This is a genomic window from Glutamicibacter uratoxydans, from assembly GCF_050753455.1.
GTDB classification, from domain to species: Bacteria; Actinomycetota; Actinomycetes; order Actinomycetales; family Micrococcaceae; genus Glutamicibacter; species Glutamicibacter uratoxydans_A.
In genome coordinates, this window is record NZ_CP192736.1 from 2024447 (window position 1) to 2049926 (window position 25480).

Sequence of the window (25480 nt, forward strand, 5' to 3'; positions counted from 1 at the left end):
TGTTACTGAGTCGGGGGCATTACGTTTGCTGTGTTAGTTTATGCGCTCGGGTTTAGCTGCGCTGCCCACCGCAATGAATTCGGCCACGGTCTTGCGTGGGGCGGCGTGCTTCACCAGCGCCTCACCCACCAGGATCGCATCGGCACCGGCCTGCGCGTATTGTTTGACCTGTTCGCTGGACTCCACTCCGGACTCGGCAATAATCACCGCGTCGGATGGCAGCAGATGCGCCAGCTGACCAAAGGTCGCCGGATCCACATCCAGGGTTTTCAGGTTACGCACATTCACACCGATAATTTTCGCGCCCACGGCGACCGCGCGGCGAATCTCCTCTTCGGTGTGGGTTTCTACCAGCGCGTTCATTCCTAGGGACTCGGTCAGCTTGAGGAAGCTGGCCAGCGTAGCATCATCCAGCGCCGCCACGATCAGCAACACCAGATCTGCGCCGTGAGCCCGCGCCTCATAGATCTGGTATTCATCGACCGTGAAGTCCTTGCGCAGGATGGGGATCTTCACCGCGGCACGCACCGCATCCAGATCCGCCAGCGTGCCCTTGAACCGCCGTTGTTCGGTCAATACCGAAATGACGCTGGCTCCCCCGGCCTCATATTCCGCAGCAAGTTCTGCCGGGGCCGGGATCTGCGCCAGTTCACCCTTGGACGGGGAGCTGCGCTTGACCTCGGAAATGACCCGCAGGGTGGTATCACGCTGCTGTTGCTCGGGGTGACCGCCCAAGGCCGCGTAAGCGTCCAGTGCCGGAGCGGCGGCCCGGGCCCGCTGGATCATCGTGTCCAGATCGGTTTGTGCACGTCGGGCGTCCAGGTCTTCCCGGACGCCCGCAATGATTTCGTCGAGAACGCTCAACTTAGTGGCTGGCTCCGCTACGCGAACCACCCACGCCGAAACCGGCCTTCTTCATAATCCAGCCGATGACCAGACCGAGCAGTACCACGCCGGCGCTGATGTACACCACGGTGTGTGCGTGGTTCGCGAAAGCGATCCCGCCAACGATAAAACCAAGCGTCATGATCAGCACGCAGGTCCATGCAGCTATCGAGTTTCCGTGTCCAACCTCTTCGGCAAAGATCGGGTCAATCTCGGTCTTCTGCGACATAACAGAACGTCTCCTTGGTTCTTACTACTACTTCTCATCCGCACTTTTGTGATCTCAAGGCGGAGCTTTAGGCTTCCTGCTCTATTCTGCCACCTGATTGCGACGAAGACACATTCTCACTACGAACGTGTTGCATTCAACCTTGCTGGCCGGCTCAGCGTTCGGCGCCGGTGGGGTCTTCCCCGGAGGAGAGCTGCTCCCAGTCCGAGATGCTGTCCCGGGTTGCGGCCGGGCGATTAGTGGCATTCTTCTGTTCGGTGACCCGATCATATTTGGTGTTCTTCACCCAATTGCCAGCGGCGAACAACACCGCCAGTCCCTGCACGATGATCAAAACGCCGGCCACAATCACCACCATCGGCCAGGAGTTTGCCACATAGCTGCCGGTGATTTCACGTAATCCGGTGGCTTCGGCCACCGCGCCGGCGGCCGCGGCCTGCGGATCCAGGAACGCGGTCAGCCCGGCGGCAAGCACCCCGCCACCGGCCAGCAGGTTCACCCCACCGATAACATAGCGGGCCACCTTGCGCCCGATCAGCAGCGCCAGCGCGCCAGCGAGCACCACCACGCACAGTGCAGTGACCGCCGGAGCGGCTTGCGAACCGTCGACCACAATCTGTGGCATTTGTACGGTGGTAGCTTCCACCGTGACCACCACCCAGGTACGCGTGGCTGCCCACAGACCTAGCAGAGCGGCAGCCACCCCGAAGAGGGCTACATTACGCAGACTTAACAGCTTTCGCATTACTTATCCTCAGCGATCGTGCTGGCTGGCCGCATGGTCGATGAGGCCCAGACCGCGCGCAAGGGAGCGGCGGCCTTGTTAATGGTTTCTAGTGCTTCATCGGCCAGCTTCGAATCATTCACGATGCCACCACCGGCCTGCACATAGGCGCGGCCATTCTTCAGCAGTGCCGAACGGATGGTGATCGCCATATCCATGTCCCCGGCGAAGTCTAGGTAACCAACCACGCCGCCGTAGACACCGCGGCGGTACGGCTCATACTTATCCAGCAGTTGCAGAGCTCGCGGTTTCGGCGCCCCAGACAGGGTACCGGCAGGGAAGGTCGCGGCCAGCACATCATAGGCCGCCACCCCGTCACGGGTCTTACCCACCACATTGGAGACCAGGTGCATAATATGGCTGAACCGTTCCACCTCCATGAACTGGGTGACTTCCACGGTCCCGGCTTGGCAGACCTTGGACAGATCATTGCGGGACAAGTCCACCAACATCAGGTGTTCGGCGCGTTCCTTCTGATCGTTCAGCAAGGACTTCTCGTGCAGCTGGTCTTCTTCGTAGTTCGCCCCTCGCGGACGCGAACCGGCGATCGGGTGCGTGACCACATGTCCGTCGTTCACGGTCACCAGTGCCTCCGGTGAGGAACCTACCACCTGGAAGGGCTCACCGTTTTCATCCACGAAGTTATAGAGGTACATGTATGGGCTGGGGTTGGTGGCCCGCAGCACCCGGTACACATCCAGCGCGCTGGCTTGAGTTTCTAACTCGAAGCGTCGCGACACGACGATCTGGAATACTTCCCCATCGACAATCGCTTTCTTAGACTCGCGGATCGCGTCCAGGTACTCGTTTTCAACCCAGGAGTGCGTGACCGCATCCATCAGCTCTTCGGGTGGCACATCGGTACCGGAAAGCACAGCCGCATTATTCGGCAACTGCGCATCAAGTTGCGTGAGCATCGCTTCCAAACGGGCCACCGCATCGTCATAGGCCTGCTCGACCCGTTCATCGCTGCCATCGAAATTGATGGCGTTGGCGATCAAGGTAACGGTACCCTCGGCCGCATCGTGAGCGGCCATATCCGCCACAAGGTTCATACTCAGTTCTGGCAACTGCAAGTCATCGGCTGGCGGGTTCGGCAGCTTTTCCCAGTGTCTGACGCACTCCCAGCCGATGAAACCCACCATGCCACCGGTCAACGGAGGCATTCCCGGCAGCGGTTCGGTGCGTAAAGCCTGCAAGGTATCGCGCAAGACCTCGACACTCACTCCCTCGGTGGGCAACCCGGCAGGAATCTTTCCCTGCCAGTAGGCCTGCCCGTTACTCCGGGTAGAAAGAGTGGCCGGGGAACTGACTCCAATGAAAGAGTGCCGCGACCAAACCCCACCGGCTGCCGCTGATTCCAGCAGGAAGGTTCCCGGGCGACCTTGGGCGAGCTGACGGTACAGCCCGATTGGGGTCAGTGAGTCGGCCAGCACACGCACGGTGACAGGAATGACGCGACGCTTCTGCGCCAAGGTCAGGAACTCTTCGCGGGTGGGTGAAATGCTACCTAGGTTTTTCATCAACTTCTTCTTGGGGTGGGGTCTTCGCTGGCGGCTTCCAAGTGCGGGCTGCTTAGGCCGGACGATGCCCGGTCACGACGGGAAGATCGCGGCCGGTGAAACAGGTGGGGGCTCCGGTGTGACAGGCCGCACCGACCTGATCGACGCGCACCAACAGGGCATCCCCGTCGCAGTCTAGGGCCGCTGACTTGAGGTACTGGGCATGGCCGGAGGTATCACCCTTACGCCAATATTCCTGGCGCGAACGCGAATAATAAGTCACCCGCCCGGTGGTCAAAGTACGGCGTAGTGCCTCATCATCCATCCAACCCAGCATCAGCACCTCAAGGGTGTCGAACTGTTGGACGATGGCGGCAAATAAACCGTTCTCATCGCGCTTCAAACGGGCGGCAATTTCGGGGTCAAGCTGCGCGGGTTCGGAGCCCGAAACCGCGCTGGAATTCGAAGTAGACATCCACCTAAGCATACTTGTTTCAAAACCCAGCACGGCCTCGTGTGACACATCGCAACCAGCATTTTTGAAGCTACGCGACGCAACATGAGTGATTTAGCATTCAGGAACCTGCAAGGCGTGCTAGGTTCAGAGGTGATGCACCTGATACACGCTTCTCGACTCGCACTAGCTGAGGCCCTCTTAGCTGCTGGCCCCTCAGCCGATACTTTATGCACGGGATGGGAATGCCGTCATTTAGCGGCTCATCTTGTGTTACGGGAAAACTCTCCACTTGGAGCAGGAGTGGTTCTCAAACCACTGGCGTCGAAGTTGGAATCCCGTTTGCAAGAGTTAGCCGAAGAGGCGAAGAAGCTGGATAACTATGTCGGCTTAGTCCGCCGCTTTCGCTCCGGACCAAGTAAGTTTTCCCCGTTTTCAATCGATCGGGTCAGCACAGCGGCCAACCTCTCAGAATTCTTCATTCACACCGAGGACATTCGCCGTGCCCGCACCCAGTGGGCACCACGTGTCTTGGACCGGGAGTACACCGAAATGCTCTGGCAGGACCTGACCCGTCGGGCTCGGATGTATTACCGGAACAGCCCCGTGGGCGTCATCTTGGCACGCCCGAATGGCAAACGTTGTGTGGCCAAAAAGGCAGCCAAACCGGTGACCATCATGGGTCCGGTAGCCGAACTCATCCTCCATGCTTCAGGCCGCGGGGACAACGCCCTCGTAACCTACGAAGGCAGTGAAGAATCCATCAAGGCTCTGAAAAAAGCCAAGATGGGTTTCTAAAACCGCTACTGATCACCGGCGCGATCATCTCACCTCGAGCTATTGGGCGATTTCGCGCGCACTGGAGACCCCAATAAAATATCCACAGTTATTGGCAACCTCTCCCAAATCCTGCGCTTCCGGTCTAGGATGACGTTCATTCACGGCGCTTTGCGACGGCAATGGAGGTCTATCGATGGCTTACAGAATATGGAAACCCCGACTGCTGGTTATTCCTCTAATCACAGCTTTCGTCCTAACCTCCTGCCAGCCGAGTGAGCCGAGTGAAGATCCCCCGCCATCCGCCACCGCAGAAACAACCCAAGCAGTTACTCCGTCGCCCACCGTGTCAGCCACTCCGACACCGAAACCTGCCACAGCCGAAGGACCTGCCGAAAATATTCCAGTTCCCGAGATGCCCACGGCAGCGAAGAACACCAGCGAAGAGGGATCCGCCGCGTTCCTCGAGCACTATTTCGACCTAATCAACTATGCTCTTCACACATACGACACGGAACCACTTGAGAAACTGACGTCGCAATCCTGTGTCCCTTGTGGAGAGGGTCTCATTGATCCGATTTGGTATCACGCAGATCAGGGTCACTGGCAGGTTGGCGGAACTAATCACCTTGCTGTTACCGGAGCTACCCTGGCTTCAGAAAATGAGGGACTAGTCTCGTTCAACCTCGAGGTTGACGCCCAGACAATCTATTCGGCGCCCAATCAAATAGTTGAAGAATCACCCGCATCTAATGAAGTTATTACTGGTGTCGCTGTATTAAAGCTGGAGGGTGCTTCTTCTAGCTGGAATGTGTATGACATCAATATGTCGATAGAAGAACACTGATGCGGTACTTACTTGTAGCTCTCCTGACCATCTCACCGCTATTCCACGGCAATTCAATCCCATTTAGTTCCAGTCCGGATACCACTAGTAGTCTCTCGGCAAATTGCCAACGAAACACCCAGTTGTATAGATACTTCGCAGAAGTCGAAGAACAAATTTGTTCCTCACCGCAGAGAAACCAAAGACGATTCAATCGAAGTCCACTAATAGAGACAGAATTGACCAACAATGCGCCCCAACGTGATGGTCAGGAATACACTATTGAATATATCGATCAATGCACAACTGGTTTTGAATTTGCCAACGGCTGCGATGTAAACACCGACGAAGCGCGTTGCACCGACGGTTCTTCACCTTACATCCGGATCGTCCGCTTCCGCGGAGGAGACCGAGATGGTCAGGTCTATTCACTAAACAGGATCTGCCCGGGGGACGATACGCCAATTGAAAGCGACCCTGAGGGAATCATAGTTGAGGAAATTCGCATCTCTCCCGCCGAATTTAGAAGGTTCCCTATCCTTCCGTCAATTCTGAACAGCGATCCAGAGCAGTTCTCACTGCGGAACGGCCACACACATCTTTGGGCCGCTGCCGAAACTCAAACGTTTTCGACCAACATCAACGGCACACCCGTTGAAGTCCGGGCCATCCCAATCCAATGGCTCTGGGATTATGGTGACGGCAGCACAAGAGTCCTCAACTATCCGGGCGAACCCGCTCCGAACCACACGTTGCACCATGAAACACCAACAAGTTATTCATACACAGAGACCGGAGTCTTCGAAGTCAATTTGACCACTCTATATCGCGGAGAATTCAGGATCGTGGGTGAAGGCTGGCAATCGATCCCCGGCCAAGCCGCCGTTCCGAGCAACGCAGTACCCATCGACGTGTGGCGAACCGAAAAAGAATTGGTCGCCCCGGACGGCCAATAATTCGAGCCGTTAAACAATTCGAGACGCCGCGTATCTGCTCAACAGATGCGCAACGTCTCGAATTCTTAGGTTCTTAGCGGACGGGGAAACCGGCTTCGCGGATCGCGTCCTTAACCTTGGCGATCATGTCAACAGGTCCGAAGTGGAAGATCGAAGCGGCCAACACAGCGTCCGCCCCGGCTTCAATCGCTGGTGGGAAGTCCTCCGGCTTTCCGGCTCCACCGGAAGCGATCAGCGGAACAGTCACTGCCGCACGAACTGCACGGATCATTTCCAGATCGAACCCATCTTGGGTGCCATCGGCGTCGATCGAGTTCAATAGAATCTCACCGACACCACGTTCTGCAGCTTCCTTGGCCCAGGCTACGGCACAGGTACCGGTTCCTTGGCGGCCACCCATGGTGGTGACTTCGTAGCCCGAAGCGACTTCCGGGTTGTCGGTGCGACGGGCATCGAGCGACAACACCAGAACCTGCGAACCGAAACGTTCGGTGATCTCGTTGATCACTTCCGGACGAACTACTGCCGCAGTGTTGATCGAAGCCTTATCTGCTCCGGCACGCAGCAGTCGGTCAACGTCCTCGGCGGTGCGCACGCCACCACCAACGGTCAACGGGATGAACACTTCATCGGCGGTTCGCCCCACCACGTCGTAGGTAGTTTCCCGGTCCGAACTAGAGGCGGTGACATCGAGGAAGGTGAGCTCATCGGCGCCAGCCTGGTTGTAACGGCGAGCCAGCTCAACCGGATCCCCGGCATCCCGTAATCCTTCGAAATTAATGCCCTTCACCACGCGACCGGCGTCGACGTCTAGGCAGGGAATGACGCGAATTGCCACAGTCATTATTTTCTCCTTGTGAGTGTGCCGAAACTAGATGCGGCAAGCGTGGATCTGGCTGACCAAAATGGCGCGCGCGCCTAAATCGTAGAGTTCATCCATGATGTTGTTGGTCTGCGACTTGAGCACCATCGAACGAACTGCGCACCATTCCGAGTCCTGCAATGGGGACACGGTCGGCGATTCGAGACCAGGGGTGAGAGCCGCGGCCTGATCCACCTGCTCCTTACGCACGTCGTAATCAAGCATCACGTACTGGCGAGCCACCAGCACGCCGGAGAGACGGCGAATCAGAACTTCCAACCCATTTGGCTTGTGATCGGTGCGGCCCAGCAACACTGCCTCGGACTGCAACAGCGGCGGACCGAAGATCTCCATTCCGGCGGCCTTAATGGTGTTACCGGTTTCCACCACGTCAGCGATGGCGTCGGCCACACCCAAACGAACGGAGGACTCCACGGCACCATCCAGGCGAACCACCGAGGCATCGATCCCGGATTCCTTCAGGTAGTGATCCAGCAGCACGTCATAGCTGGTGGCGATGCGCTTCCCGTTGAGTTCTTCGGCGGAGCCAAAACTGCCCACGGGTGCGGCGAAGCGGAAGGTCGACTTACCGATGCCCAGCGGCAGCAGCTCCTCGACGGCCTCGTCCACGTCGGCATCGCGGTACAGGTCGCGGCCGGTGATTCCTACATCGAGGATGCCGCGCCCGACATAGACGGCGATATCGCGAGGACGCAGGTAGAAGAATTCGACGTTGTTATCAGCGTCGGTGATGACCAGTTCACGGCTGTCGCGGCGCTGCAAGTAGCCCGCTTCCTTGAACATGGTCGAAGCAATTTCGGATAGAGCACCCTTATTGGGAAGTGCTACGCGAAGCATGTGAAACTCGTTTCTGTGCTGGCGCTGGGCAATCTGCTCTGACAGCGCCAAGGTGTCTGGAATAACCGATGAATTTGGCCGTCGTGCGTTGCCCGACGCTCACCCGGGTTAGCCGGATGCGAGTCGACCGCTCGACGGCTACAAATGCTTGTAGATATCGGGAAGGTCCAGTCCCTTGGCGATCATCATCACCTGCAGGTGGTACAAAAGCTGCGAGATTTCCTCGGCTGCCGCCTCGTCACTTTCGTATTCGCAGGCCATCCACACTTCGGCGGCCTCCTCAACAATCTTCTTCCCGATGCCGTGCACGCCGGAATCGAGTTCGGTGACGGTACGAGAGCCTTCAGGGCGGGTTTGGGCCTTGAGCTTCAGTTCGCTGAAGAGCTCGTCAAAAGTTTTCACCCCTCTAGCCTAGCGTTTATGGGTGCGCCCGTTCACTTTGGCACACCCATTATGACGCTTGGCACCGGCAGCCGCGGCGGCTTTAGGCCAGTGCCGCCAGGGTCAGCACGGCGGCCGAAAACGCCTCATACCCCTTATCCTCCGCGGAACCTTCCAGCCCGGCACGATCCAAAGCTTGAGCCTCATCGTCGCAGGTAAGCACCCCGAACCCGATAGGGGTCAGCGTGTCCAAACTCACCTGCGTCAGCCCCATCGTTGCCGCTTGGCACACATAGTCAAAGTGTGGGGTGCCGCCACGGATCACCACACCCAACGCGATCACCGCATCATACTTTTCAGCCAAGGCCTTGGCAGCCACCGGCAATTCGAATGAACCAGGAACCCGCACCAGGTCCACGGTACCGATTTTTGCGTCGGCTGCGGCACGCTGTGCGCCGTCGATCAGCCCGTTCATCACCTGCTCATGCCAGCTCGCGGCGAGGATGGCCACTTTCAATCCGGCCCCATCAAGCTGGGCTAGTGCCGCAGCAGTGTCGGTAGGTGCTCCGTGTTTGCTCATGTTCAGTCCTGCTTTCGATCTCTGGGTGGGTGCTTAGAAAGTGGTTTTAGTCTCAGGCATCTGCAGGTTGTGCCCCATGCGTTGCTGCTTGGTGCGCAGGTAGGCCTCATTTTCGGCGCGTGGCGTGATCAGGCTCGGTACGCGTTCGGTGACATCGATGCCCGCCTCACGCATCTTCTCGAGCTTGTCCGGATTATTGGTGATCAACCGCAGCTTATCGATGCCCAGGTAACGCAGGATGGCCACCACCGCGTAGTATTCGCGCGCATCTACCGGCAAACCGAGGTGGGCGTTGGCATCGGCGGTATCAAACCCACTTTCCTGCAATGAATAAGCACGCAACTTATTCAACAGGCCGATGCCGCGTCCCTCGTGCCCGCGCAGGTAAATCAGGTGTCCGCCCTCTTGGGCGATCTGCGCCAAGGCGGCATCTAACTGTTCCCCACAATCGCAGCGGAAGGACCCAAAAACGTCCCCGGTGAGACATTCGGAGTGAATCCGCACTAAGGGGGCATTCTGTGAGTGGGTGGTGGCTCCGGGGTGCGAAAGCACAATGTGCTCATGCCCATCCACAAAGGAGCCACGGGCCATGAACTCCCCGAAGGGGGTGGGCAGACGCACCGGTTCGGTCATCTCGATCCCGTCGTTGACCTTACGCCAGCGGACGAGGTCATCGATGGAGATCAGCGGCAGCTCATGTTCTGCGGCGAACACTCGCAAGTCATCTAGGCGCATCATGGATCCGTCGTCGTGCACAATCTCTACTAGCACACCCACTGGTTCCAGTCCGGCGGCGACGCACAGATCCACCGCGGCCTCGGTATGCCCACGGCGTGCCAACACCCCACGCTCAGTGGCGCGCAAGGGGAAGATGTGTCCCGGGCGCGAGAGCTGCTTGGCGGTGGTCTGCGGGTCGGCCAGCAGACGGGCGGTCAGTGCCCGATCCGCGGCAGAGATCCCGGTACTGATCCCCTCCTTCGCATCGCAAGATACGGTGAAGGCGGTGCCTTTTGCATCCTGATTGATACCCACCATCGGGGCCAAACCAAGCTCATCGGCGCGCTGGGCACCCATCGGCACACAGATGACGCCCGAGGAGTAGCGGATGGTGAACCCCATCAGCTCGGGGGTGGCGAACTCGGCGGCGAAAATAATGTCACCCTCATTTTCGCGATCCTCATCATCCACCACGACCACCGCTTTACCGGCCGCCATCGCCGCTAACGCTGTGGGGATCGAATCGAACTCTTTACTGCTCATCGTTCTTCCTTCCCAAATGCGTTCAGGCGTGCCACGTATTTGGCCAACACATCGACTTCGATATTGATTTTGTCCCCCACTTGGCGCTCACCCATGCTGGTTTCACGCAAGGTGATTGGAATAATCCCCACCTCGACCCAGTGCTGCGCAGCTTCCACTGGGGAGACCGCGGTAATCGTCAGGGAGATCCCATCCAACGCGATCGAGCCTTTTTCCGCGGTCAGTGGCGCGTATTCGGCGGGCAGACCGATCCGGAAGGTGGTCCACTGTCCGTGGTCCTCGCGCAGCAGCACCGCACCCACGGTGTCCACGTGCCCCTGAACCACATGCCCGTCCAGCCGTCCCCCGGCCGGAGTGCAGCGTTCCAAGTTCACCTGATCCCCAGCACGCAAGTCACCGATGCTGGTGCGACGCAGAGTTTCACCCATCACGTCCACACTGATCTCTTCGCCGTCGATGGCGGTTGCCGAAAGGCAGACCCCATTGATGGCAATGGATGCGCCGTGGCTGAAGTCTTCGGTGTGCCCGGACACCTGCAGGCGCAAGATGGCACTATCTGCGGTTTCGTCGCGGACCAGTTCGCGCACGGTCCCCCGCCCAGTAATAATTCCGGTAAACATTGGCTATGAGTTGTCCTTCCTGGTCTGTGCTTCGGGTTGCGGTAGTGGCTCCAGATGTAGCAGTACATCTTTGCCGAGCTGTTGGAGCGCCTCGGGTTGGGCTGCGTCCAATCGAAAGTGGTGTGCTTGGCTCAGGGTGCGCACACTGCCGAGGTTGATCGAGGCACTGCCGGCCCCGATCAGCAGCGGCGCTTGATAGCAGTACAGTTCATCGGCCAGATCGGCTTCGATGAACGCACTGGCCAGTGTGGCTCCGCCTTCGATCAACAGGTGTGCGAAGCCTAGCTCCTTGGCCCGGCGCACCACCTGATGCACATCGTGAGTGCGCAATTGTTCCCACCGCTGGTCAAAGGCCAGCGCCAAATCATCGGGTAGTTGCCGGTGTCCCACCACGAGCCGGTAGGGCTGCTGGGCATGGGGTGAACCGTCGGGGGTTCGTGCGTTCAGACGCGGGTTGTCCGCGAGCACGGTCCCGGCACCCACCACGATCGCGTCCACTTGGGCACGCAACGCGTGGGCGTGCTGCCGCGACGCTTCCCCGGTAATCCATTGGCTGCTGCCGTCCGGAGCGTTGATCCGCCCATCCAAGGACTGTGCGGTTTTCAGGGTGATAAATGGGCGGTTTTGTGCCTGCGCCCGGAACCAGCGATGGTTCAATTCCCAACTGGCGGCATCGGCAGCGTGGGAGACGCTCACACCGTGGGCACGCAAGTAGTCCGCCCCACCCCCGGCGCTTGTCTCATCGCGCACCGCATAATGCACATGTCCGACGCCGGCTGCGGCGATCGCCTGTGCGCACGGCCCGGTGCGTCCCACGTGATTACATGGCTCCAAACTCACCACCATGGTCAGTTTCGCCGCTTCCTTCGCACTGAGCGCACCTAGTTGCCGCAACGCCTCGATTTCCGCGTGCGGGTGCCCGGCACCCAGATGAAAACCAGTGGCGATGATCCGCGCATCCGCATCCAGAATGCAGGCACCTACTAGGGGGTTAGCGCCGCGTCGACCACGGCCTGCGGCTTCTAGTGCGGTGCGCAGCGCGGTTTTCAGACCCTCGGCGGTGAGCATCAGCGCTCCACCTTGATCAGCGGGTCAGGCATTTCGGTTTCAACGCTGGGTTTTTGCGTTTTCTTAGCTCGCATCCAGACGAAGAACCCGATCAGCGTGAAGACGCCGTAGAACAGGTACATAAAGGCGCTGGCGTAGTATCCGGCGGAGAACAGCAACGGCACCCCGACCACATCCACGGCCACCCAAATCAGCCAGAATTCCACCCAGCCCTTGGCCATCCCCCACGTGGCCAGCAGTGAACCAACAAAGGTCCAGGCATCGGCCCATACCGGTTCGTAGGATCCTAGGATTCTAAACAAGGGAGTCAGCGCGATGGTGCCGATCACGAGCACGGCAATCAGTCCGATCCGTGTGGGATTCGATGCCCAACGTGGGATGACGGCGCTGCCCGCATTATTCGCCGACTGCTTCCAGCGCACCCAGCCATACACGGCCACCGCGATGAACATGACCTGCCGGCCGGCCTGACCAAGCAGGTTGGCGGTATCCGTATCTCCGAAGAGGCTGCCCAAAAAGACGGTCAAGAGCAGTAAGTTGCCGATGATACCCACCGGCCAGGCCCACACCTTGCGGCGCATGCCACCAAAGGCGCTGGCCAGACCAAAAATGTTTCCGACGACCTCGCGCACCAACAGCGCTGAGCCACCTACCGGAATGTAAGAGTTGAAAGCTTCAATGAGCCACCGCAGTATGTCCATCATTACCCTTCTCGAAGCGGCGGCTCCGGGGGTAAGTCATTTGATGCCCTGCGGTCGAAAACTCTCTACAGCTACGCCATGGCAGCTGGAGCGAATGACAGACCTGTCAATCAAATTCGTGCTTCTCCCATCCAGACTTTAACTGTCGGTACCGGAATTCCACCGGTTCAACCAATCTGGGTTCCTGTCATCAGGCCCAGCTCGGGTCGCGGACTATTACCGCCGGTTCGGACTTACACCGACCCCGGAGCACGTATTTACGTTTACTGATGTTGATTATGACACATTTAATGCACACCTAGGGCAAGATTGCGTAACACATCGATTTCTACGGCCGAATCCTCGGCCGAATAGACCGCCGAACCGGCCACAAACACATCCGCACCGGCCTCGACCGCGCGCAGAATCGTATCTCGGGAGATCCCGCCATCCACCTGCAGCGCGATGGGTTTGCCACTACCGTCAATGGCTTCCCGCGCACGACGGATTTTCGGAAGCACCAAATCTAAAAACTTCTGTCCCCCGAAGCCCGGCTCCACGGTCATCAACAGGAGCATGTCCAGTTCCCCGAGCATGTCCAGGTACGGTTCGAGCGCTGTGGCCGGGCGCAAGGCCATCGACGCCTTGGCGCCGGCGGCCCGCAACTCACGCGCTAACCGAATCGGTGCGTTAGACGCTTCGGCATGGAAGGTCACCGAGTCCACGCCCAGCTGTGCATATTCCGGGGCCCAACGGTCCGCGTCCTCAATCATCAGGTGAATATCCAAGGGCAGCTCGGTGCTACCGGCAATGGCTTCCACTACCGGTTTGCCCAAGGTCAGGTTCGGCACGAAGTGGTTATCCATCACATCCACATGCACCGCATCGGCGGTGTGAATGCGCCGCAATTCACTGGCAAGGTTAGCGAAATCGGCCGACAGGATCGAGGGATTGATACGCACTGTGATGCGCTCCTTTGAGGTGGGGTGCCGTCGAGGCGGGAACGTGGGATGCAGGGGTGAGTTTAGGCGGTCTTGGTCAGCAAGGCCATAAACATGGCATCGGTGCCATGCACATGCGGCCACAGCTGAGCGGTGCTGCCATCGGCTAGCGGGTTGCCAGCCGCAGGAGTCCCATCGAGCATCACCGAAGCCAATGCGGCCCCAGTGTCTAGCAAGCGTGCATTCGGGTTGGCTTTCAAGAAGTCCTCCACCACCAGCCGGGTTTCGGCCTGATGCGGCGAGCAAGTGACGTAACCGATGACCCCACCTACACGTACCGCATTAAAAGCGGCGTTCAACAGCTGAAGTTGTAGCTCGGTCAGCTCCGGAATATCTCGCGGGCTCTTGCGCCAACGTGACTCCGGACGACGCCGCAGTGCGCCAAGCCCGGAGCAGGGTGCATCGACCATAATCCGGTCAAAGTCCCCGGCATATCCGGCTTCACCGTAGCTGCGCCCGTCGTTACCCACCACCATCCAGTAGTCCTCGGGCACCGCAGCCAGCGAGTTCTCCACCAGCCGGGCACGATGTTTGGTGGGCTCATTGGCGGTCAACCGGGCATCGCGCTGCGCCGCATAAGCACCCAGGAGGGCGGCCTTCCCGCCGGGGCCGGCGCACATATCCAGCCAGTAGCGGTCCTCGCCACCCGCGGGCAGCTCGACGGTGGCTAAAGCGTGGGCCATGATCTGGCTTCCGGCGTCCTGCACCCGGATAGTTCCTTCCGAGACTCCCGGGACCCGGGAGACATCGCCTTGGGCGTAGGTGGCCGAACCGGAAACCATCGTTCCAAGCTCCGCTCCGGCGGCCAGCACCGGGGCCAGCTCGCCCAACCCCGGAAGCGCAATCAGGTTGACCACGGGGGCTAAATTGTCCGCCTCCAAGAGTTCGGTAATTTCCTGACTCGCCCGCCCGTGGGTGACCAGTGCCTGACGCAGGGCGCGCACAATCCACTCCGGATGCGCGTGTTCCAGCCCGAGTTTTTGGCTTTCACTGGTGGCCTGAGCGCTGACTTCTGCTCGCCAAGTATCGGAATCCTTGGCGCTCACCCGGCGCAGCACCGCATTAATCAGTCCCGAAGGGCCGGCGCCGATCTGCGCACGAGCCAAGGACACGGTCTCATCCAAGGCCGCATGATTCGGCACCCGCATGGCCAGCAGCTGATGGGTGCCGAGCCGCAGCGCATCCAAAATTGCCGGATCTAGCTCGGGCAAATCGCGGTCCACCAAGGTGGCCAGAATCGCATCGTAGAAACCTTGGGCGCGCAAAGCCCCGTAGCTCAGCTCGGTGGCGAAAGCGGCATCGCGCTTCTCCAAGCGGTGATCACGAATCAGCTTCGGGAGCACCAGGTTGGCATAGGCGTCGGCCGAAGATACCTCACGTAACACCTTGAAAGCCACCAGTCGTGCCGGATCCGCGCTACGTTTACGCTGCGCGGGGGCGGAACTGGAGAACTGGCGCGGACCGCTGCGTCCGCGGTTGCGGGTGCGTCCATGTTCGTTCCGACGCGGTTCATTGCTGCTGGGCTGGCTCACTTGAAGCTCACTTCCGTCCCGTTGGCGAGCAGGCCACGGGCCCAGTCGGAGGCTTTCATCATTTTCTTGCCCGGAGGCTGCAAGGTGGTTAGTTCCAGGGCCCAGGTGGCGGTGCCGATCAGCACGGTGGGCTGTTTACCCGGTTCGATGTGTAGCTGCCCCGGTGCCAGCTCGGTTAGCTCACGGCGTTCGATCAGCGGGCCGAACTTGAAGCGTCCGGCATTCACCTTCACCCACGGGCCAGGCATTGGCATGGTGCCATGGGCACGGCGCCGAATTTCGGTGGCGGGGCGGGTGAAGTCCAGTTGTGCATCCACCTCGGTGATCTTCGGTGCGTAGCTGCCAGAGCCGGTTTGCGGCACCGGACGAGCCACCCCGGCATGGATCGCATGCAGCGTGTCGACCAACAGCTTCGATCCGGAATGGCTCAGCCTCTCCAGAAGTTCCCCGGCCGTATCCATCGCAGCAATAGGTTCGGTGACCTGTCCGAATACCGGCCCGGTATCAAGCCCGGTCTCCAATTGGAAAGTCACTGCGCCGGTGATGTCATCACCGTACATGATCGAATGTTGTACCGGGGCGGCTCCGCGCCAGGCCGGTAGCAACGAAAAGTGCAGATTGATCCAGCCGTGCCGCGGAACACTCAGTGCTGTGGCCGGAACTAACCCACCAAAGGCGACGATGGCCGCCGCGTCCAGCTCCAGTTCCGCAAGCTGGGCGGTCACCGACTCATCGATCTTCGCGGCCTTAATCGTTGGAATCCCGAGTTCCGCAGCGCGCGCAGCCACCGGGGAGGGTGTCATCACACGCTTCCGCCCCAACGGGGCGTCTGGACGGGTCAATACCGCGGCAAGCTCAAATCCAGCGTCGACCAAATAGTCCAACGAGGTCACAGCAACCTGCGGGGTCCCAGCAAAGAGAATTCGCATCGCCCTAGCCTCCCAGACCGGCGCCGAAGCTGGAGCCCAATGCCCCAGAGCGTTGGTTCACCGTACGATCGGCAGTGTTTTGATAGTTTGTGGCGCGCAACTTTTTCCATGCGGCCTTGCGGTCGGCGTCGGCCAAGCGTTCTAAAAAGAGAATCCCGTCCAAGTGATCGGTTTCATGCTGGATGCATCGCGAGAGCATCCCTTCGCCCTCGAGCACCACCGGCTTGCCAAACTTGTCGAATCCGGTGGCGCGCACCTGCCGACGACGCGGCACCGGGGCAGTAATCCCAGGAATCGAGAGGCAGCCTTCGGGTTCATCGGGCTGAAAATCCTCACTAAGTTCCAGTACCGGGTTAATGATGTGCCCACGCACCCCGTCGATCTGGTACGTGAAAACTCGCAGCGAGATCCCTACTTGAGGGGCGGCCAAACCGGCACCCTCGACGTTTTCCATGGTTTCATCCATGTCAGCAACGAGCTTCTGGAGCTCCGGGCCGAATTCGGTGACCTCTTGTGCCCTGGTTCGTAGAACAGGATCCCCGATGATCCGAATACCCAATACCGCCATAGTTCGCGCGACATCCCTTCAAGGTTTATCTTCAACGTGGTGAGCGCAAAGCCCTTTCACCCAGTCTACGGGAGTTAGCTCGCTGCTCTCGGCGGAGGGCCGATCTCCCGCAGCCCCTCAGGCCGGCGACTCAACTCGTAATTCGCCATCCAACTGCGCTGCAAGGCCCAGAACTTTGACCAATATCCGGGCAGGGTACTCGGGTCGGCCATAAAGGTCCGTGAGGTGTTCACCCCTAGGGCCACTGCCAGCAACATCACATCCGTGTCATAAGGCCACGGGTCCCACAGGCCATTGACCGGGTCCAGATTGCGTTCCTCAGCCTTCGCCGCAGCGGCCAACTGCATGATCACCTTCGGATCTAGGCTCTTGAGTTGACCATCTCGATCGGTGCCCTTGGTCTTATAGTCCAGCAATGCCACCCGCCCTCCGACGCGAGCCACCAGATCGATGGTTCCGGCATAACCCACCGTTTCGTTCCAGACGGTCACTTCGGCTGCGATGGGCTCCACCCGATATTCACGCCACCACTGTTCGAAGCTTCGCGCGAACCCCAGCTCATCATGGGCGGCTAAGAGTTCTCGGCTTGCCTCCAACTCGTGCACTTGACCCAGTTCACGCAGCGCAAACTGTTCGGCATAGTTATGCACCCGATCTCCGCGTGCTGCGGCCTCATCACGGAAACGTTCCGCGGCGACCGCGGCTTCACGGACCAACCGACGCATCTGCCCCGGTTCGCCCATGGCCGAGGCCAGTTGCTGATGTTCCGCCAAGCTCTTCGCCGCCAGGTACCCGGCCCAGCCAGTGAGGTCAATATGCTCCATTGAAATTACCGTGGTGATCGATGGCACCTGGACCGGGCCACCAACTTCGCGGGCATACATGCGTCCAAGTTCTGTTTGCGTGGCTAGTCGCGGGGAAGTCATATGCCGATCATGACACAGGCAAGATCCGCTTTTCGCCTAGTCCGGGAGTATTTATCGGGAACTTTCCGCGGAATATCGCAAATAAATCGCGGTGTGAACCAGATCTCAGCTTTTCGATTTGGTGCTTTGACCTGATCTCGTATAGAGTTTTTACTCGTTGGAAAGACGCCGGAAACGGCAGATGAACAACAGTTTTGCGGACATAGCTCAGCTGGTAGAGCGCAACCTTGCCAAGGTTGAGGTCGCGAGTTCGAACCTCGTTGTCCGCTCGCAAAAAGATCACCGAATCGGTTTACCGATTCAGACCGGTTTATCCCGGCATGGTGGGGTGGCCGAGAGGCGAGGCAGCGGCCTGCAAAGCCGTATACGCGGGTTCGAATCCCGTCCCCACCTCGCATTTGGCAGCCTGCCAAAAGCAATCAAATCTTTTTTGCGCGATTGGCGCAGCGGTAGCGCGCTTCCCTGACACGGAAGAGGTCACTGGTTCGATCCCAGTATCGCGCACGGAACATTTATCTACGGATGAGTGCTCACGCGGACATAGCTCAGCTGGTAGAGCGCAACCTTGCCAAGGTTGAGGTCGCGAGTTCGAACCTCGTTGTCCGCTCGGAATCACCTAGGGTATCCTAGGTTCCTTGCCGAAATTCTTCGGAAGATTGGCGCGATTGGCGCAGCGGTAGCGCGCTTCCCTGACACGGAAGAGGTCACTGGTTCGATCCCAGTATCGCGCACGGAGCATTCATTGTAATATGAAAGTTCTAAATTATGCGGACATAGCTCAGCTGGTAGAGCGCAACCTTGCCAAGGTTGAGGTCGCGAGTTCGAACCTCGTTGTCCGCTCCACTAAGAAAGACCATCTCACATGAGATGGTCTTTCTTTTTTCAACTGCGTCTCTCGGCCCCCTACACGCCCCACCGGCCCGAAGAATCGAATTCTCAGTTACGCACTCAGCGGAAGTGCGGATTAGCGCAGGCCAAAAGCTTTCAGTGATGCGCAAATCAGTTTACGATTGAGCACAAGAGTGGGAGCGGCAGGTGTTCCCAGCGTTGAAGAGGGAGGTGGCCTTTTGTCGAAATTTGACGAGCTAAAAGGCAAAGCCGAAGGACTAGCGCAAAAGGCTGGCCAATTCGCCGCAGAGAATTCCGTAAAGGTTTCCGAAGGCATCGAAAAGGCTGGAGATTTCGTCGACGAGAAAACCGGTGGCAAGTACGCCGATAAAGTTGACAGTCTTCAGGATGGTGCCCAGAACCTGCTGAATAACCTCAAAGGCGATAAGCAGGCCTAGGTCTTGAGCGTTTAGTCGGGCATCGCCCTCAGCGCGTTAGGAGGCACCGGATCTTATGAGATCCGGTGCCTTTCCTTAGTTTCGACGTCTTTTGGAATCGTGCAGTCCATCGCATGTCTGCCAGCTAGGTTCATACGATCGAAAACTTGTCCACAGCTGGGGCACTAACTGCGTGGATTGCTTGACCTCGCCATCACACTGATGGGCATGGCAACCACTTCCTTATCCGCCGCACTTGGCACACTTCGGGATGCAGTGCATTCCCACGGTGCGACCTTCGACGGCGGCCTGTTACGCGAACTTGGACAGCACAGTACCCAGCTGCTGCTCACAGTGATCCAGCAGATGGAGCAGGCTCAAGATCCTCGCCTTTCCTTAGAGATGGCTGCCATGACCGAAAGCGTCTATCGGGACGTTCTGCGCGCGCAGCTATCAGCTGCGGCCGCCTTGGAAGCGACCGGCGCCCACCGTTTAGCTATCGAAGAATACGATGCCATCCGTCGTGGTGACGTGGATTATGCCAACTCTCCGGACTATCTGTCGGGCAGAGCGCATTATCAAGATACGAGCCGACTATTGGAAGCGTGGCTCGATATTGAATACTGGGAAGCAAAAAACCGCGTTGATGATGCGCACCGTGTCGTGTCGCGTCGCACGATGGCTGGTAACGGCGCTCCCCCACGTTTTGAACGACTTGCGGCGCTCTTCAGCGATCGGAATCTCGATCCGCGTCTTGCGCGCGACGCGGCCCGCCGGTTAGAAAAGTTTGAGCCGCCGGATCAAATCCACGATGGTCAAGAGCTGAAGCCTAGTGCTGTTGCCCCCGACGGAGTTCTTCTGGAGGAGCATGCCGCGAGGGTGTTACGCGAGAATCAGCGTGCCTCAGCGAAGAAGCACTTCAAGGAGCTGTGCACCGAGTACGCCAAGGAACACACCGAAGTTAGTAAACCCGAACTCGGTATCTTCAAGCTGCCGACCGTTCAGGGTGTGGAACGCTACCAAGTTAATGTGGCCGGTCTTCAAGCCGAAATTTGGCGCTCCGTATGTGTACAGGCCGATAATCCCCGCACCATCGCCGGCCAAGCTGCCAGAATGCCGCAGGGCGCTGCGGAGATGGCACCGACTCCGGCGCGAGAGGCCGCCACGGATCACGACGCGGCACCGGGAACTGTTGGCACCGCCAGCAGCCCAGCGCGCGTGGGAGGGGATCAGCCTGAAGATCCGCAGGAAGCCGAGGTGGGCGAATGGATGAAAACCACCCAGCCCCCTCCGGATTGGGCGACCGACAAAAAGGGTCCAGAAGCAGCTGTAGCCGAGCCAAGCGATCGGGCCGCGACTGAGAACAACTGGCTCAATGAGGGCGTCAATACGGACGGTGTCTGTCCAGCTCGGCGCCGTTTGAATGCCCTTATGGCACTAATGACGCGGCGCGCGGATAGCCGCGGGGCAAGTGCGACCATTGTCCCCAGCGTGGTAGTGACTATGACGCTAAATCAGTTGATGCACCTATCAACTGCCTACGGCGTGACCACCCACGGCATTAAGATCGAAGCAGGCGAACTTCGCCAGCTGTTGGTCCGAGCCAAAGTCTTGCCACATGTTCTGGGTGGTCAGAGCCAGATACTGGATGCTGGAAGATCGCGACGATTCCATTCCGACGCCATGCGAACCGCACTCTACGTGCGTGACCGTGGTTGCATCATGCCGGACTGTAGCTATCCCCCGGAACTCTGCGAAGTGAACCATTGGCCCGACGGCGGGTGGGCTGGCGGTTGCGGGACCAGCGTGCGTGAAGGCGCCCTGTTCTGTCCGCGTGAGCATGGAGACTTCCATGCAGGAAAGTTCAAAATCATCCTGCATAATGGCCTACCGCATGTCTTGCTTCCGCCACATTTGGACCCAACCCAGACCCCGCAACGGAACAAATACTGGTTCCCCAACACCTACCTGGACCCGACGGATCAGCTGGACTTACCCGAGCACCTTGGCGAGCCGCCCGGGGCGGCCTAGTACGAAACGCTGTGCCGAATGTACCAAACGTAAAGTTCCTCGCACACCCAACGAAGCATCGCGGCTCCAGCAGAAAGCTAGATCTCGGACTCGCCGATCTGCCCTTCGCGTGCCAGCGCGGTCAGTCGCGATACCGCACGGAAGTATTTCTTTTGGTACCCGCCGGACATCATCTCCGGGGTGAAAAGCTCACTAAAGGGCTTACCCGAGGCAATGATCGGCACATCCTTGTCATAGAGGCGGTCAGCTAACACCACGAAGCGTAAGGCAATGGACTGATCGCTGATAGTGTCCACGTTGTGCAACACCAAAACATCGGTTTGCGACAATAGCTGACGGTACCGGCTCGGGTGAACCTTGGACATGTGAGTGACTAGCTCGTCAAAGTTGTCCACCGCCAAGGTAGCTTCCGGGTACCGTTCCCGAGCGAACTGTTCGATTTGTGCATCTGCCAAGGGTTGCGGAGCCTCGGGCAATCCACGGTGCCGGAAGTCTTCGCCATCCACACGATGCACATCGAACTGATCCGACAGCGCCTTAATTTCGCGTTGAAAGTCGACCGCTGCGAAACGCCCCTCACCCAATGCGCCGGGCAGGGTGTTGGAGGTCGCCGCAAGCTTCACCCCAGCATCGGACAGTTCGCGCATCAATCGGCTCATCAATACGGTATCCCCCGGGTCATCGAGCTCGAATTCGTCGATACACACTAGCTTGTACTGGCTGAGCACCTCTACGGTTTGTCGGAAAGAGAGCGCCCCAACCAGGTTGGTGTATTCCACGAAAGTACCGAAGGCTTTAGGTCCCGGGCTGGCATGCCATAGTGAAGCCAGCAGGTGCGTCTTACCCACACCGAATCCACCATCGAGGTAGATCCCGTTCTTGGTGGTCTTCTTCTTGCCAAAGAGTCTGGAGAACACACCGCCACCGTTGCTCTTGCCCACCGACTGGGCGAACTGCTGCAGTTTGGTGACTGCTTCGGCCTGCGAAGGCTGAGTCGGATCCGGACGATAGGTGTCGAAGGACACTTCACCGAAGCGGTACGACGGGTGGAAGCCGGCCAAAAGTTCCTCAACCGAGACATTTGGGGTTGTTTCGGTCAAGTGGGTGATTGCGGCCTGTGGCTCCATATATTCCTTCATTCCCGGTACTCAACTGTGATTTATGCGCCCTTGGGCAGATCCATCGGCCATTTTACCCCGAAATTTCCATGGTTTTGTGGATCGATGTGACCTATGACGACGTCAGTGCACGAGTATGGGGACTAACCTAGAGAGTAAGCCCATCACCGGAAGTCCGCAGGGAAACACCGGTGCTAGCAATCTCCAACTAGGAAAGTGAGCAATTCATGTCGCTACCCGTCGACTCGAACCCAGCCTACGCCCAGTATGCCCACCCAGAACGGCTGGTCTCCACACAATGGTTGGCCGACCATTTGGGAACCGAAGGTTTGGTGGTACTCGAATCGGATGAAGACATTCTGCTGTACAACACCGGGCATATCCCCGGCGCACTGAAGATCGACTGGCACACCGAACTGAACGATGAAGTGACCCGCGATTACGTGGACGGTGAAGGTTTCGCCGCTTTGATGTCGGCCAAGGGCATCACCCGGGATAGCACCGTCGTGCTCTACGGTGACAAGTCCAATTGGTGGGCATCCTACGCGCTTTGGGTTTTCACGCTCTTCGGCCACGAGGATGTTCGGCTGGTTGATGGTGGCCGGGACAAGTGGATCTCCGAAGGACGCGAGCTGGTGACTGACATCCCGACTCCTACCCCAACCGAATACCCGGTCATTGAGCGTGACGATTCGAAGATTCGCGCCTACCTGCCCGAAGTCCTTGATCACCTGGGCAAGCCCCTGATCGATGTGCGTTCATTGGAAGAGTACACCGGCGAGCGCACCCACATGCCTGCGTACCCTGAAGAAGGGGCGCTGCGCGGCGGACACATCCCCACCGCTGCCTCGGTGCCTTGGGCTCGGGCTGCCGCGGAGGACGGCACGTTCAAGTCGCGTGAAGAGCTGGAAGCAATCTACCTTGGTGAGGCTGGCCTGAACGAGGGCGATGACATCGTGGCCTACTGCCGTATTGGGGAACGTTCAAGCCACACCTGGTTTGTACTTCAGCACCTGCTGGGCTTCAAGAATGTGCGTAATTACGACGGTTCGTGGACCGAGTGGGGCAATGCCGTACGCGTTCCAATCGTCAAGGGTGAGGCAGCCGGCGAGCTTCCGGCAGGTTTCGGAGATCGCCGATGAGTCAGCTACCCGAAAGTCTGCGTGAAATTGTTGAGGAATTCGCCGAAGTTCCTGAGCCGCAGCGGCTGGAACTACTGCTAGATTTCTCTCGTGAGCTACCGGAGCTGCCCGAACGCCTAGCGGATCACCCGGAGCTGTTTGAGCAGGTCGTTGAATGCCAGTCTCCGCTTTTCCTCGTTGTCGAGGTCGCCACTGATGAACAGCGCACCACCAGCTTGTTCTTCTCCGCACCGCCAGAGGCTCCCACCACACGTGGATTTGCATCTGTGCTGGCTGCTGGACTCGATGGGCGCAGTGCCGCAGAGATTTTGGAGGTACCCGCAGACATGCCGCAACAGTTGGGGTTGTCCCGGGCGCTCTCACCACTTCGGATGCGCGGAATGAGCGCCATGCTGGCACGAATTAAGCGACAAATTACCGAGCAGATAAACAACTAAGGTTCGATGAAGCAAAGCAAATCCGTCACCACCCCGGCCACTACCGCACTGGATACCGCCGGGGTGGCGTACACCGTACACAGCTATGCGCACGACGCGCGCTCCACTGATTATGGTTTGGAAGCAGCAACCCTATTAGGTATCGATTCTGCGCAAATGTTTAAAACCTTAATGGTTGCCGCGGACCGCGAGTTCGCGGTGGCGCTCGTTCCGGTGGCGGCGCTCTTAGATCTAAAGGCTCTCGGCGCGGTCTTAGGCCTGAAGAAATTGGCGATGGCCGATCCGGCTGCAGCCCAGCGCAGAACCGGGTACGTGCTAGGCGGTATTTCCCCGCTGGGGCAGCGAAACCCGTCCCCGGTAGTGATCGATGCTAGCGCCATGCACTGGCCAGAAATTTTTGTCTCCGGTGGACGACGTGGGATCAGCTTGCAGCTTCCCGCGCAGGAACTTGCCCGGGTCACCGGCGCAAGGTTCGCGCAGATCGCGAACTTCAGCTAGCCTCCCCCGCCGCGGGCACACGGCTATTTTGCTTGGTTAGTGCTCTGGTATTCAGCCAGGCGCCGGCTAAGGAAGTCACTGATAGCCGCGGCGAACCCGGCCGGATCAACGTTCGGTTCGCGGGTGTGCCCTGCCCCGCTAAAGGAACGTAGCGTCACCAGATCCGGGCGTAACCGTGCAAGCCGCTCACTGGGTCCGCTGGGAACGAACTCGTCATCGCGGCTATGCATCAGCAAGATGGGGTGGGTTAGCTCTGCAGCACGCTCCACCCAATTCAGCCGTTTGAGGTTCACCGGCGCGGCTAGCCCGGTAATCCAGCGTCCAGCACGGTTACTCAACAGCCATTGCGCCACCAATCCCACGGTCTGGGGGATGCGATTCAGCCGGGCTTGGTGCGTGAGCACATCGACCCAGTTAATTACTGGCCCCACCAACATCAACGAGTCGATCTCTTTGGCCAAATACGACCGGTTGGCCACCTGCAGACTGATAGCACCACCCATTGACCAGCCAAGAAGTACGATCTGCGTGGCGCCCTGGTCCTTCGCGTAGCGAATGGCGCTTTCCACGTCGTGCCACTCGGTATCGCCCAAACCATATCGTCCATCGCTGGCGTTCGGGGCATCCCCATCATTGCGGTAACTCAACAACAGGGCACTGACACCTAAGTCTTGCAAGGTGGGAAGTGCGCGGATTGATTCGGTACGTCGAGCCCCTCGCCCGTGCACACAGATCACCCATGTTGAGCGATGCGTGCTGCCTTCAATAAACCAGGCCGGGGCCGGACCCACTTCCAGATTGACCGTTACATCCGTAGCCTCGATTCCCAGGTCAGAGGGATGTTCGTAAATACTGCCGGAGAGGTTCCCGCGTTTGGCTCCGCGCAGCGTGCCATAGTAGGTGTGCAGTACCTTGCGTGCGATCAACCGCGGTTTGTCCGCCACCGGAACCGGCCCCGAAACGCGCACGCAACATTGTCCGGCGTGGGTATAGAAACTGTGTTCCCCGGCCGCGGAGGTTTCGGTATCGCGCAGGAAGTGAATCCACGTTTCTCCGGCTTCGTCGGTGACGATCTCTCGAACGACGTCACGTCCGGTGGCATTGAGTTCGGGGGTGACCACCCGACGAGCGAAATACGCTGCCAGTGCAGAGACGCTGGCGGCCACAACCGATCCAGCGACCAGACCGATTCCTGCACCCAATAAGGTGGCAGGCACGGTTTTGCGTGGTTCTAAGGTACTTACGATCTTTGCGGCCATACTTTTATCCTCTCAAATGAATCTGAGGGAATCATCCGCGGCCACTTTGCGT

Annotated in this window: 28 protein-coding genes, 6 tRNA genes and 1 riboswitch; of the genes, 14 read left to right on the top strand and 20 right to left on the bottom strand. The window is 58.9% G+C overall.

Going from position 1 to position 25480, the window contains the following annotated elements:
- Positions 1–33: 33 nt before the first annotated feature.
- From trpC to hisI, 5 genes are all read right to left on the bottom strand, one after another.
- Positions 34–864 (bottom strand): indole-3-glycerol phosphate synthase TrpC, encoded by an 831-nt coding sequence (gene trpC, locus ACQQZ8_RS09265; protein WP_431709550.1) that lies wholly within the window; start codon positions 862–864, stop codon positions 34–36.
- 1 nt (position 865) lies between these two features.
- On the bottom strand, positions 866–1114 hold the full coding sequence (locus ACQQZ8_RS09270; protein ID WP_431709551.1) for an HGxxPAAW family protein: 249 nt from the start codon (positions 1112–1114) through the stop codon (positions 866–868).
- 154 nt (positions 1115–1268) lie between these two features.
- Entirely contained in the window at positions 1269–1859 is a 591-nt protein-coding gene (locus tag ACQQZ8_RS09275) for a Trp biosynthesis-associated membrane protein (protein WP_431709552.1), read from the bottom strand.
- Complete coding sequence (locus ACQQZ8_RS09280) at positions 1859–3421, bottom strand: anthranilate synthase component I (RefSeq protein WP_431709553.1); 1563 nt, start codon at positions 3419–3421, stop codon at positions 1859–1861. The genes ACQQZ8_RS09275 and ACQQZ8_RS09280 overlap by 1 nt, the downstream gene beginning before the upstream one ends.
- Positions 3422–3473: 52 nt before the next feature.
- Positions 3474–3875, bottom strand: coding sequence for a phosphoribosyl-AMP cyclohydrolase (gene hisI / locus ACQQZ8_RS09285; RefSeq protein ID WP_431709554.1), 402 nt, complete (start codon positions 3873–3875; stop codon positions 3474–3476).
- A 135-nt stretch (positions 3876–4010) separates the two neighbouring features.
- On the opposite strand from hisI, the gene ACQQZ8_RS09290 reads away from it, so the two are divergent.
- From ACQQZ8_RS09290 to ACQQZ8_RS09300, 3 genes are all read left to right on the top strand, one after another.
- On the top strand, positions 4011–4652 hold the full coding sequence (locus tag ACQQZ8_RS09290; protein ID WP_431712170.1) for a TIGR03085 family metal-binding protein: 642 nt from the start codon (positions 4011–4013) through the stop codon (positions 4650–4652).
- A 394-nt stretch (positions 4653–5046) separates the two neighbouring features.
- Positions 5047–5478: a DUF6318 family protein gene (locus tag ACQQZ8_RS09295; RefSeq protein ID WP_431709555.1), complete on the top strand. Its 432-nt coding sequence runs from the start codon at positions 5047–5049 to the stop codon at positions 5476–5478.
- A 218-nt stretch (positions 5479–5696) separates the two neighbouring features.
- Positions 5697–6413: a PKD domain-containing protein gene (locus tag ACQQZ8_RS09300; RefSeq protein WP_431709556.1), complete on the top strand. Its 717-nt coding sequence runs from the start codon at positions 5697–5699 to the stop codon at positions 6411–6413.
- 73 nt (positions 6414–6486) lie between these two features.
- Here the strand turns inward: ACQQZ8_RS09300 and hisF are convergent, their stop codons facing one another.
- From hisF to ACQQZ8_RS09365, 13 genes are all read right to left on the bottom strand, one after another.
- Positions 6487–7257, bottom strand: coding sequence for an imidazole glycerol phosphate synthase subunit HisF (hisF, locus tag ACQQZ8_RS09305; RefSeq protein ID WP_431709557.1), 771 nt, complete (start codon positions 7255–7257; stop codon positions 6487–6489).
- 27 nt (positions 7258–7284) lie between these two features.
- Positions 7285–8133 carry an ATP phosphoribosyltransferase gene (hisG, locus tag ACQQZ8_RS09310; protein WP_431709558.1) on the bottom strand — a complete coding sequence of 283 codons (849 nt, stop codon included), beginning with the start codon at positions 8131–8133 and terminating at the stop codon, positions 7285–7287.
- Positions 8134–8271: 138 nt separating this feature from the next.
- Positions 8272–8535: a phosphoribosyl-ATP diphosphatase gene (locus ACQQZ8_RS09315; protein WP_431709559.1), complete on the bottom strand. Its 264-nt coding sequence runs from the start codon at positions 8533–8535 to the stop codon at positions 8272–8274.
- Between the two features lie 82 nt (positions 8536–8617).
- On the bottom strand, positions 8618–9094 hold the full coding sequence (gene ribH, locus ACQQZ8_RS09320; RefSeq protein ID WP_431709560.1) for a 6,7-dimethyl-8-ribityllumazine synthase: 477 nt from the start codon (positions 9092–9094) through the stop codon (positions 8618–8620).
- 33 nt (positions 9095–9127) lie between these two features.
- Positions 9128–10354: a 3,4-dihydroxy-2-butanone-4-phosphate synthase gene (gene ribB, locus ACQQZ8_RS09325; protein WP_431709561.1), complete on the bottom strand. Its 1227-nt coding sequence runs from the start codon at positions 10352–10354 to the stop codon at positions 9128–9130.
- Positions 10351–10974, bottom strand: a complete 624-nt coding sequence (locus tag ACQQZ8_RS09330) for a riboflavin synthase (RefSeq protein WP_431709562.1) — start codon at positions 10972–10974, stop codon at positions 10351–10353. Before ACQQZ8_RS09330 ends, ribB begins: the two co-directional genes overlap by 4 nt.
- A gap of 3 nt (positions 10975–10977) precedes the next feature.
- Complete coding sequence (gene ribD / locus ACQQZ8_RS09335; RefSeq protein WP_431709563.1) at positions 10978–12042, bottom strand: bifunctional diaminohydroxyphosphoribosylaminopyrimidine deaminase/5-amino-6-(5-phosphoribosylamino)uracil reductase RibD; 1065 nt, start codon at positions 12040–12042, stop codon at positions 10978–10980.
- Positions 12042–12743 carry a nicotinamide riboside transporter PnuC gene (gene pnuC, locus ACQQZ8_RS09340; protein ID WP_431712171.1) on the bottom strand — a complete coding sequence of 234 codons (702 nt, stop codon included), beginning with the start codon at positions 12741–12743 and terminating at the stop codon, positions 12042–12044. The genes ribD and pnuC overlap by 1 nt, the downstream gene beginning before the upstream one ends.
- A gap of 115 nt (positions 12744–12858) precedes the next feature.
- Positions 12859–12999: riboswitch (FMN riboswitch) on the bottom strand.
- A 31-nt stretch (positions 13000–13030) separates the two neighbouring features.
- Positions 13031–13690: a ribulose-phosphate 3-epimerase gene (gene rpe, locus ACQQZ8_RS09345; protein WP_431712172.1), complete on the bottom strand. Its 660-nt coding sequence runs from the start codon at positions 13688–13690 to the stop codon at positions 13031–13033.
- A 56-nt stretch (positions 13691–13746) separates the two neighbouring features.
- Positions 13747–15255: an RsmB/NOP family class I SAM-dependent RNA methyltransferase gene (locus tag ACQQZ8_RS09350; RefSeq protein ID WP_431709564.1), complete on the bottom strand. Its 1509-nt coding sequence runs from the start codon at positions 15253–15255 to the stop codon at positions 13747–13749.
- Positions 15252–16184, bottom strand: a complete 933-nt coding sequence (fmt, locus tag ACQQZ8_RS09355; protein WP_431709565.1) for a methionyl-tRNA formyltransferase — start codon at positions 16182–16184, stop codon at positions 15252–15254. The genes ACQQZ8_RS09350 and fmt overlap by 4 nt, the downstream gene beginning before the upstream one ends.
- A 4-nt stretch (positions 16185–16188) precedes the next feature.
- Positions 16189–16752: a peptide deformylase gene (gene def / locus ACQQZ8_RS09360; protein ID WP_431709566.1), complete on the bottom strand. Its 564-nt coding sequence runs from the start codon at positions 16750–16752 to the stop codon at positions 16189–16191.
- Positions 16753–16826: 74 nt separating this feature from the next.
- A complete protein-coding gene (locus ACQQZ8_RS09365) occupies positions 16827–17678 on the bottom strand; it encodes a cytochrome (RefSeq protein WP_431709567.1) in 852 nt (283 codons plus the stop codon).
- Positions 17679–17874: 196 nt separating this feature from the next.
- Between ACQQZ8_RS09365 and ACQQZ8_RS09370 the strand changes: the two genes are divergently transcribed.
- The 8 genes from ACQQZ8_RS09370 (at position 17875) to ACQQZ8_RS09405 (ending at position 20974) form a co-directional block, all read left to right on the top strand.
- A tRNA-Gly gene (locus ACQQZ8_RS09370) sits at positions 17875–17947 on the top strand.
- Positions 17948–18000: 53 nt separating this feature from the next.
- A tRNA-Cys gene (locus ACQQZ8_RS09375) sits at positions 18001–18071 on the top strand.
- A 39-nt stretch (positions 18072–18110) separates the two neighbouring features.
- Positions 18111–18182 (top strand) — tRNA-Val (locus ACQQZ8_RS09380).
- A 30-nt stretch (positions 18183–18212) separates the two neighbouring features.
- Positions 18213–18285, top strand: a tRNA-Gly gene (locus tag ACQQZ8_RS09385).
- Positions 18286–18337: 52 nt separating this feature from the next.
- Positions 18338–18409: transfer RNA gene (locus tag ACQQZ8_RS09390), tRNA-Val, on the top strand.
- A 36-nt stretch (positions 18410–18445) separates the two neighbouring features.
- Positions 18446–18521: transfer RNA gene (locus ACQQZ8_RS09395), tRNA-Gly, on the top strand.
- A gap of 224 nt (positions 18522–18745) precedes the next feature.
- A complete protein-coding gene (locus ACQQZ8_RS09400) occupies positions 18746–18964 on the top strand; it encodes an antitoxin (RefSeq protein ID WP_431709568.1) in 219 nt (72 codons plus the stop codon).
- Between the two features lie 207 nt (positions 18965–19171).
- Complete coding sequence (locus ACQQZ8_RS09405) at positions 19172–20974, top strand: hypothetical protein (RefSeq protein WP_431709569.1); 1803 nt, start codon at positions 19172–19174, stop codon at positions 20972–20974.
- Between the two features lie 77 nt (positions 20975–21051).
- Here ACQQZ8_RS09405 and zapE read toward each other — a convergent pair whose 3' ends face one another.
- Entirely contained in the window at positions 21052–22113 is a 1062-nt protein-coding gene (gene zapE, locus ACQQZ8_RS09410; RefSeq protein WP_431709570.1) for a cell division protein ZapE, read from the bottom strand.
- Between the two features lie 206 nt (positions 22114–22319).
- On the opposite strand from zapE, the gene ACQQZ8_RS09415 reads away from it, so the two are divergent.
- The 3 genes from ACQQZ8_RS09415 to ybaK are packed head-to-tail and all read left to right on the top strand — an operon-like array spanning position 22320 to position 24169.
- Positions 22320–23234 carry a sulfurtransferase gene (locus tag ACQQZ8_RS09415; RefSeq protein ID WP_431709571.1) on the top strand — a complete coding sequence of 305 codons (915 nt, stop codon included), beginning with the start codon at positions 22320–22322 and terminating at the stop codon, positions 23232–23234.
- Positions 23231–23671 carry a SufE family protein gene (locus ACQQZ8_RS09420; protein WP_431709572.1) on the top strand — a complete coding sequence of 147 codons (441 nt, stop codon included), beginning with the start codon at positions 23231–23233 and terminating at the stop codon, positions 23669–23671. Before ACQQZ8_RS09415 ends, ACQQZ8_RS09420 begins: the two co-directional genes overlap by 4 nt.
- Before the next feature lie 6 nt (positions 23672–23677).
- Positions 23678–24169: a Cys-tRNA(Pro) deacylase gene (gene ybaK, locus ACQQZ8_RS09425; RefSeq protein ID WP_431709573.1), complete on the top strand. Its 492-nt coding sequence runs from the start codon at positions 23678–23680 to the stop codon at positions 24167–24169.
- Positions 24170–24192: 23 nt separating this feature from the next.
- Here the strand turns inward: ybaK and ACQQZ8_RS09430 are convergent, their stop codons facing one another.
- The gene (locus ACQQZ8_RS09430; RefSeq protein ID WP_431709574.1) at positions 24193–25428 is read right to left on the bottom strand and encodes an alpha/beta hydrolase; all 1236 of its coding nucleotides are present in this window, start codon (positions 25426–25428) and stop codon (positions 24193–24195) included.
- Positions 25429–25480: the final 52 nt, after the last annotated feature.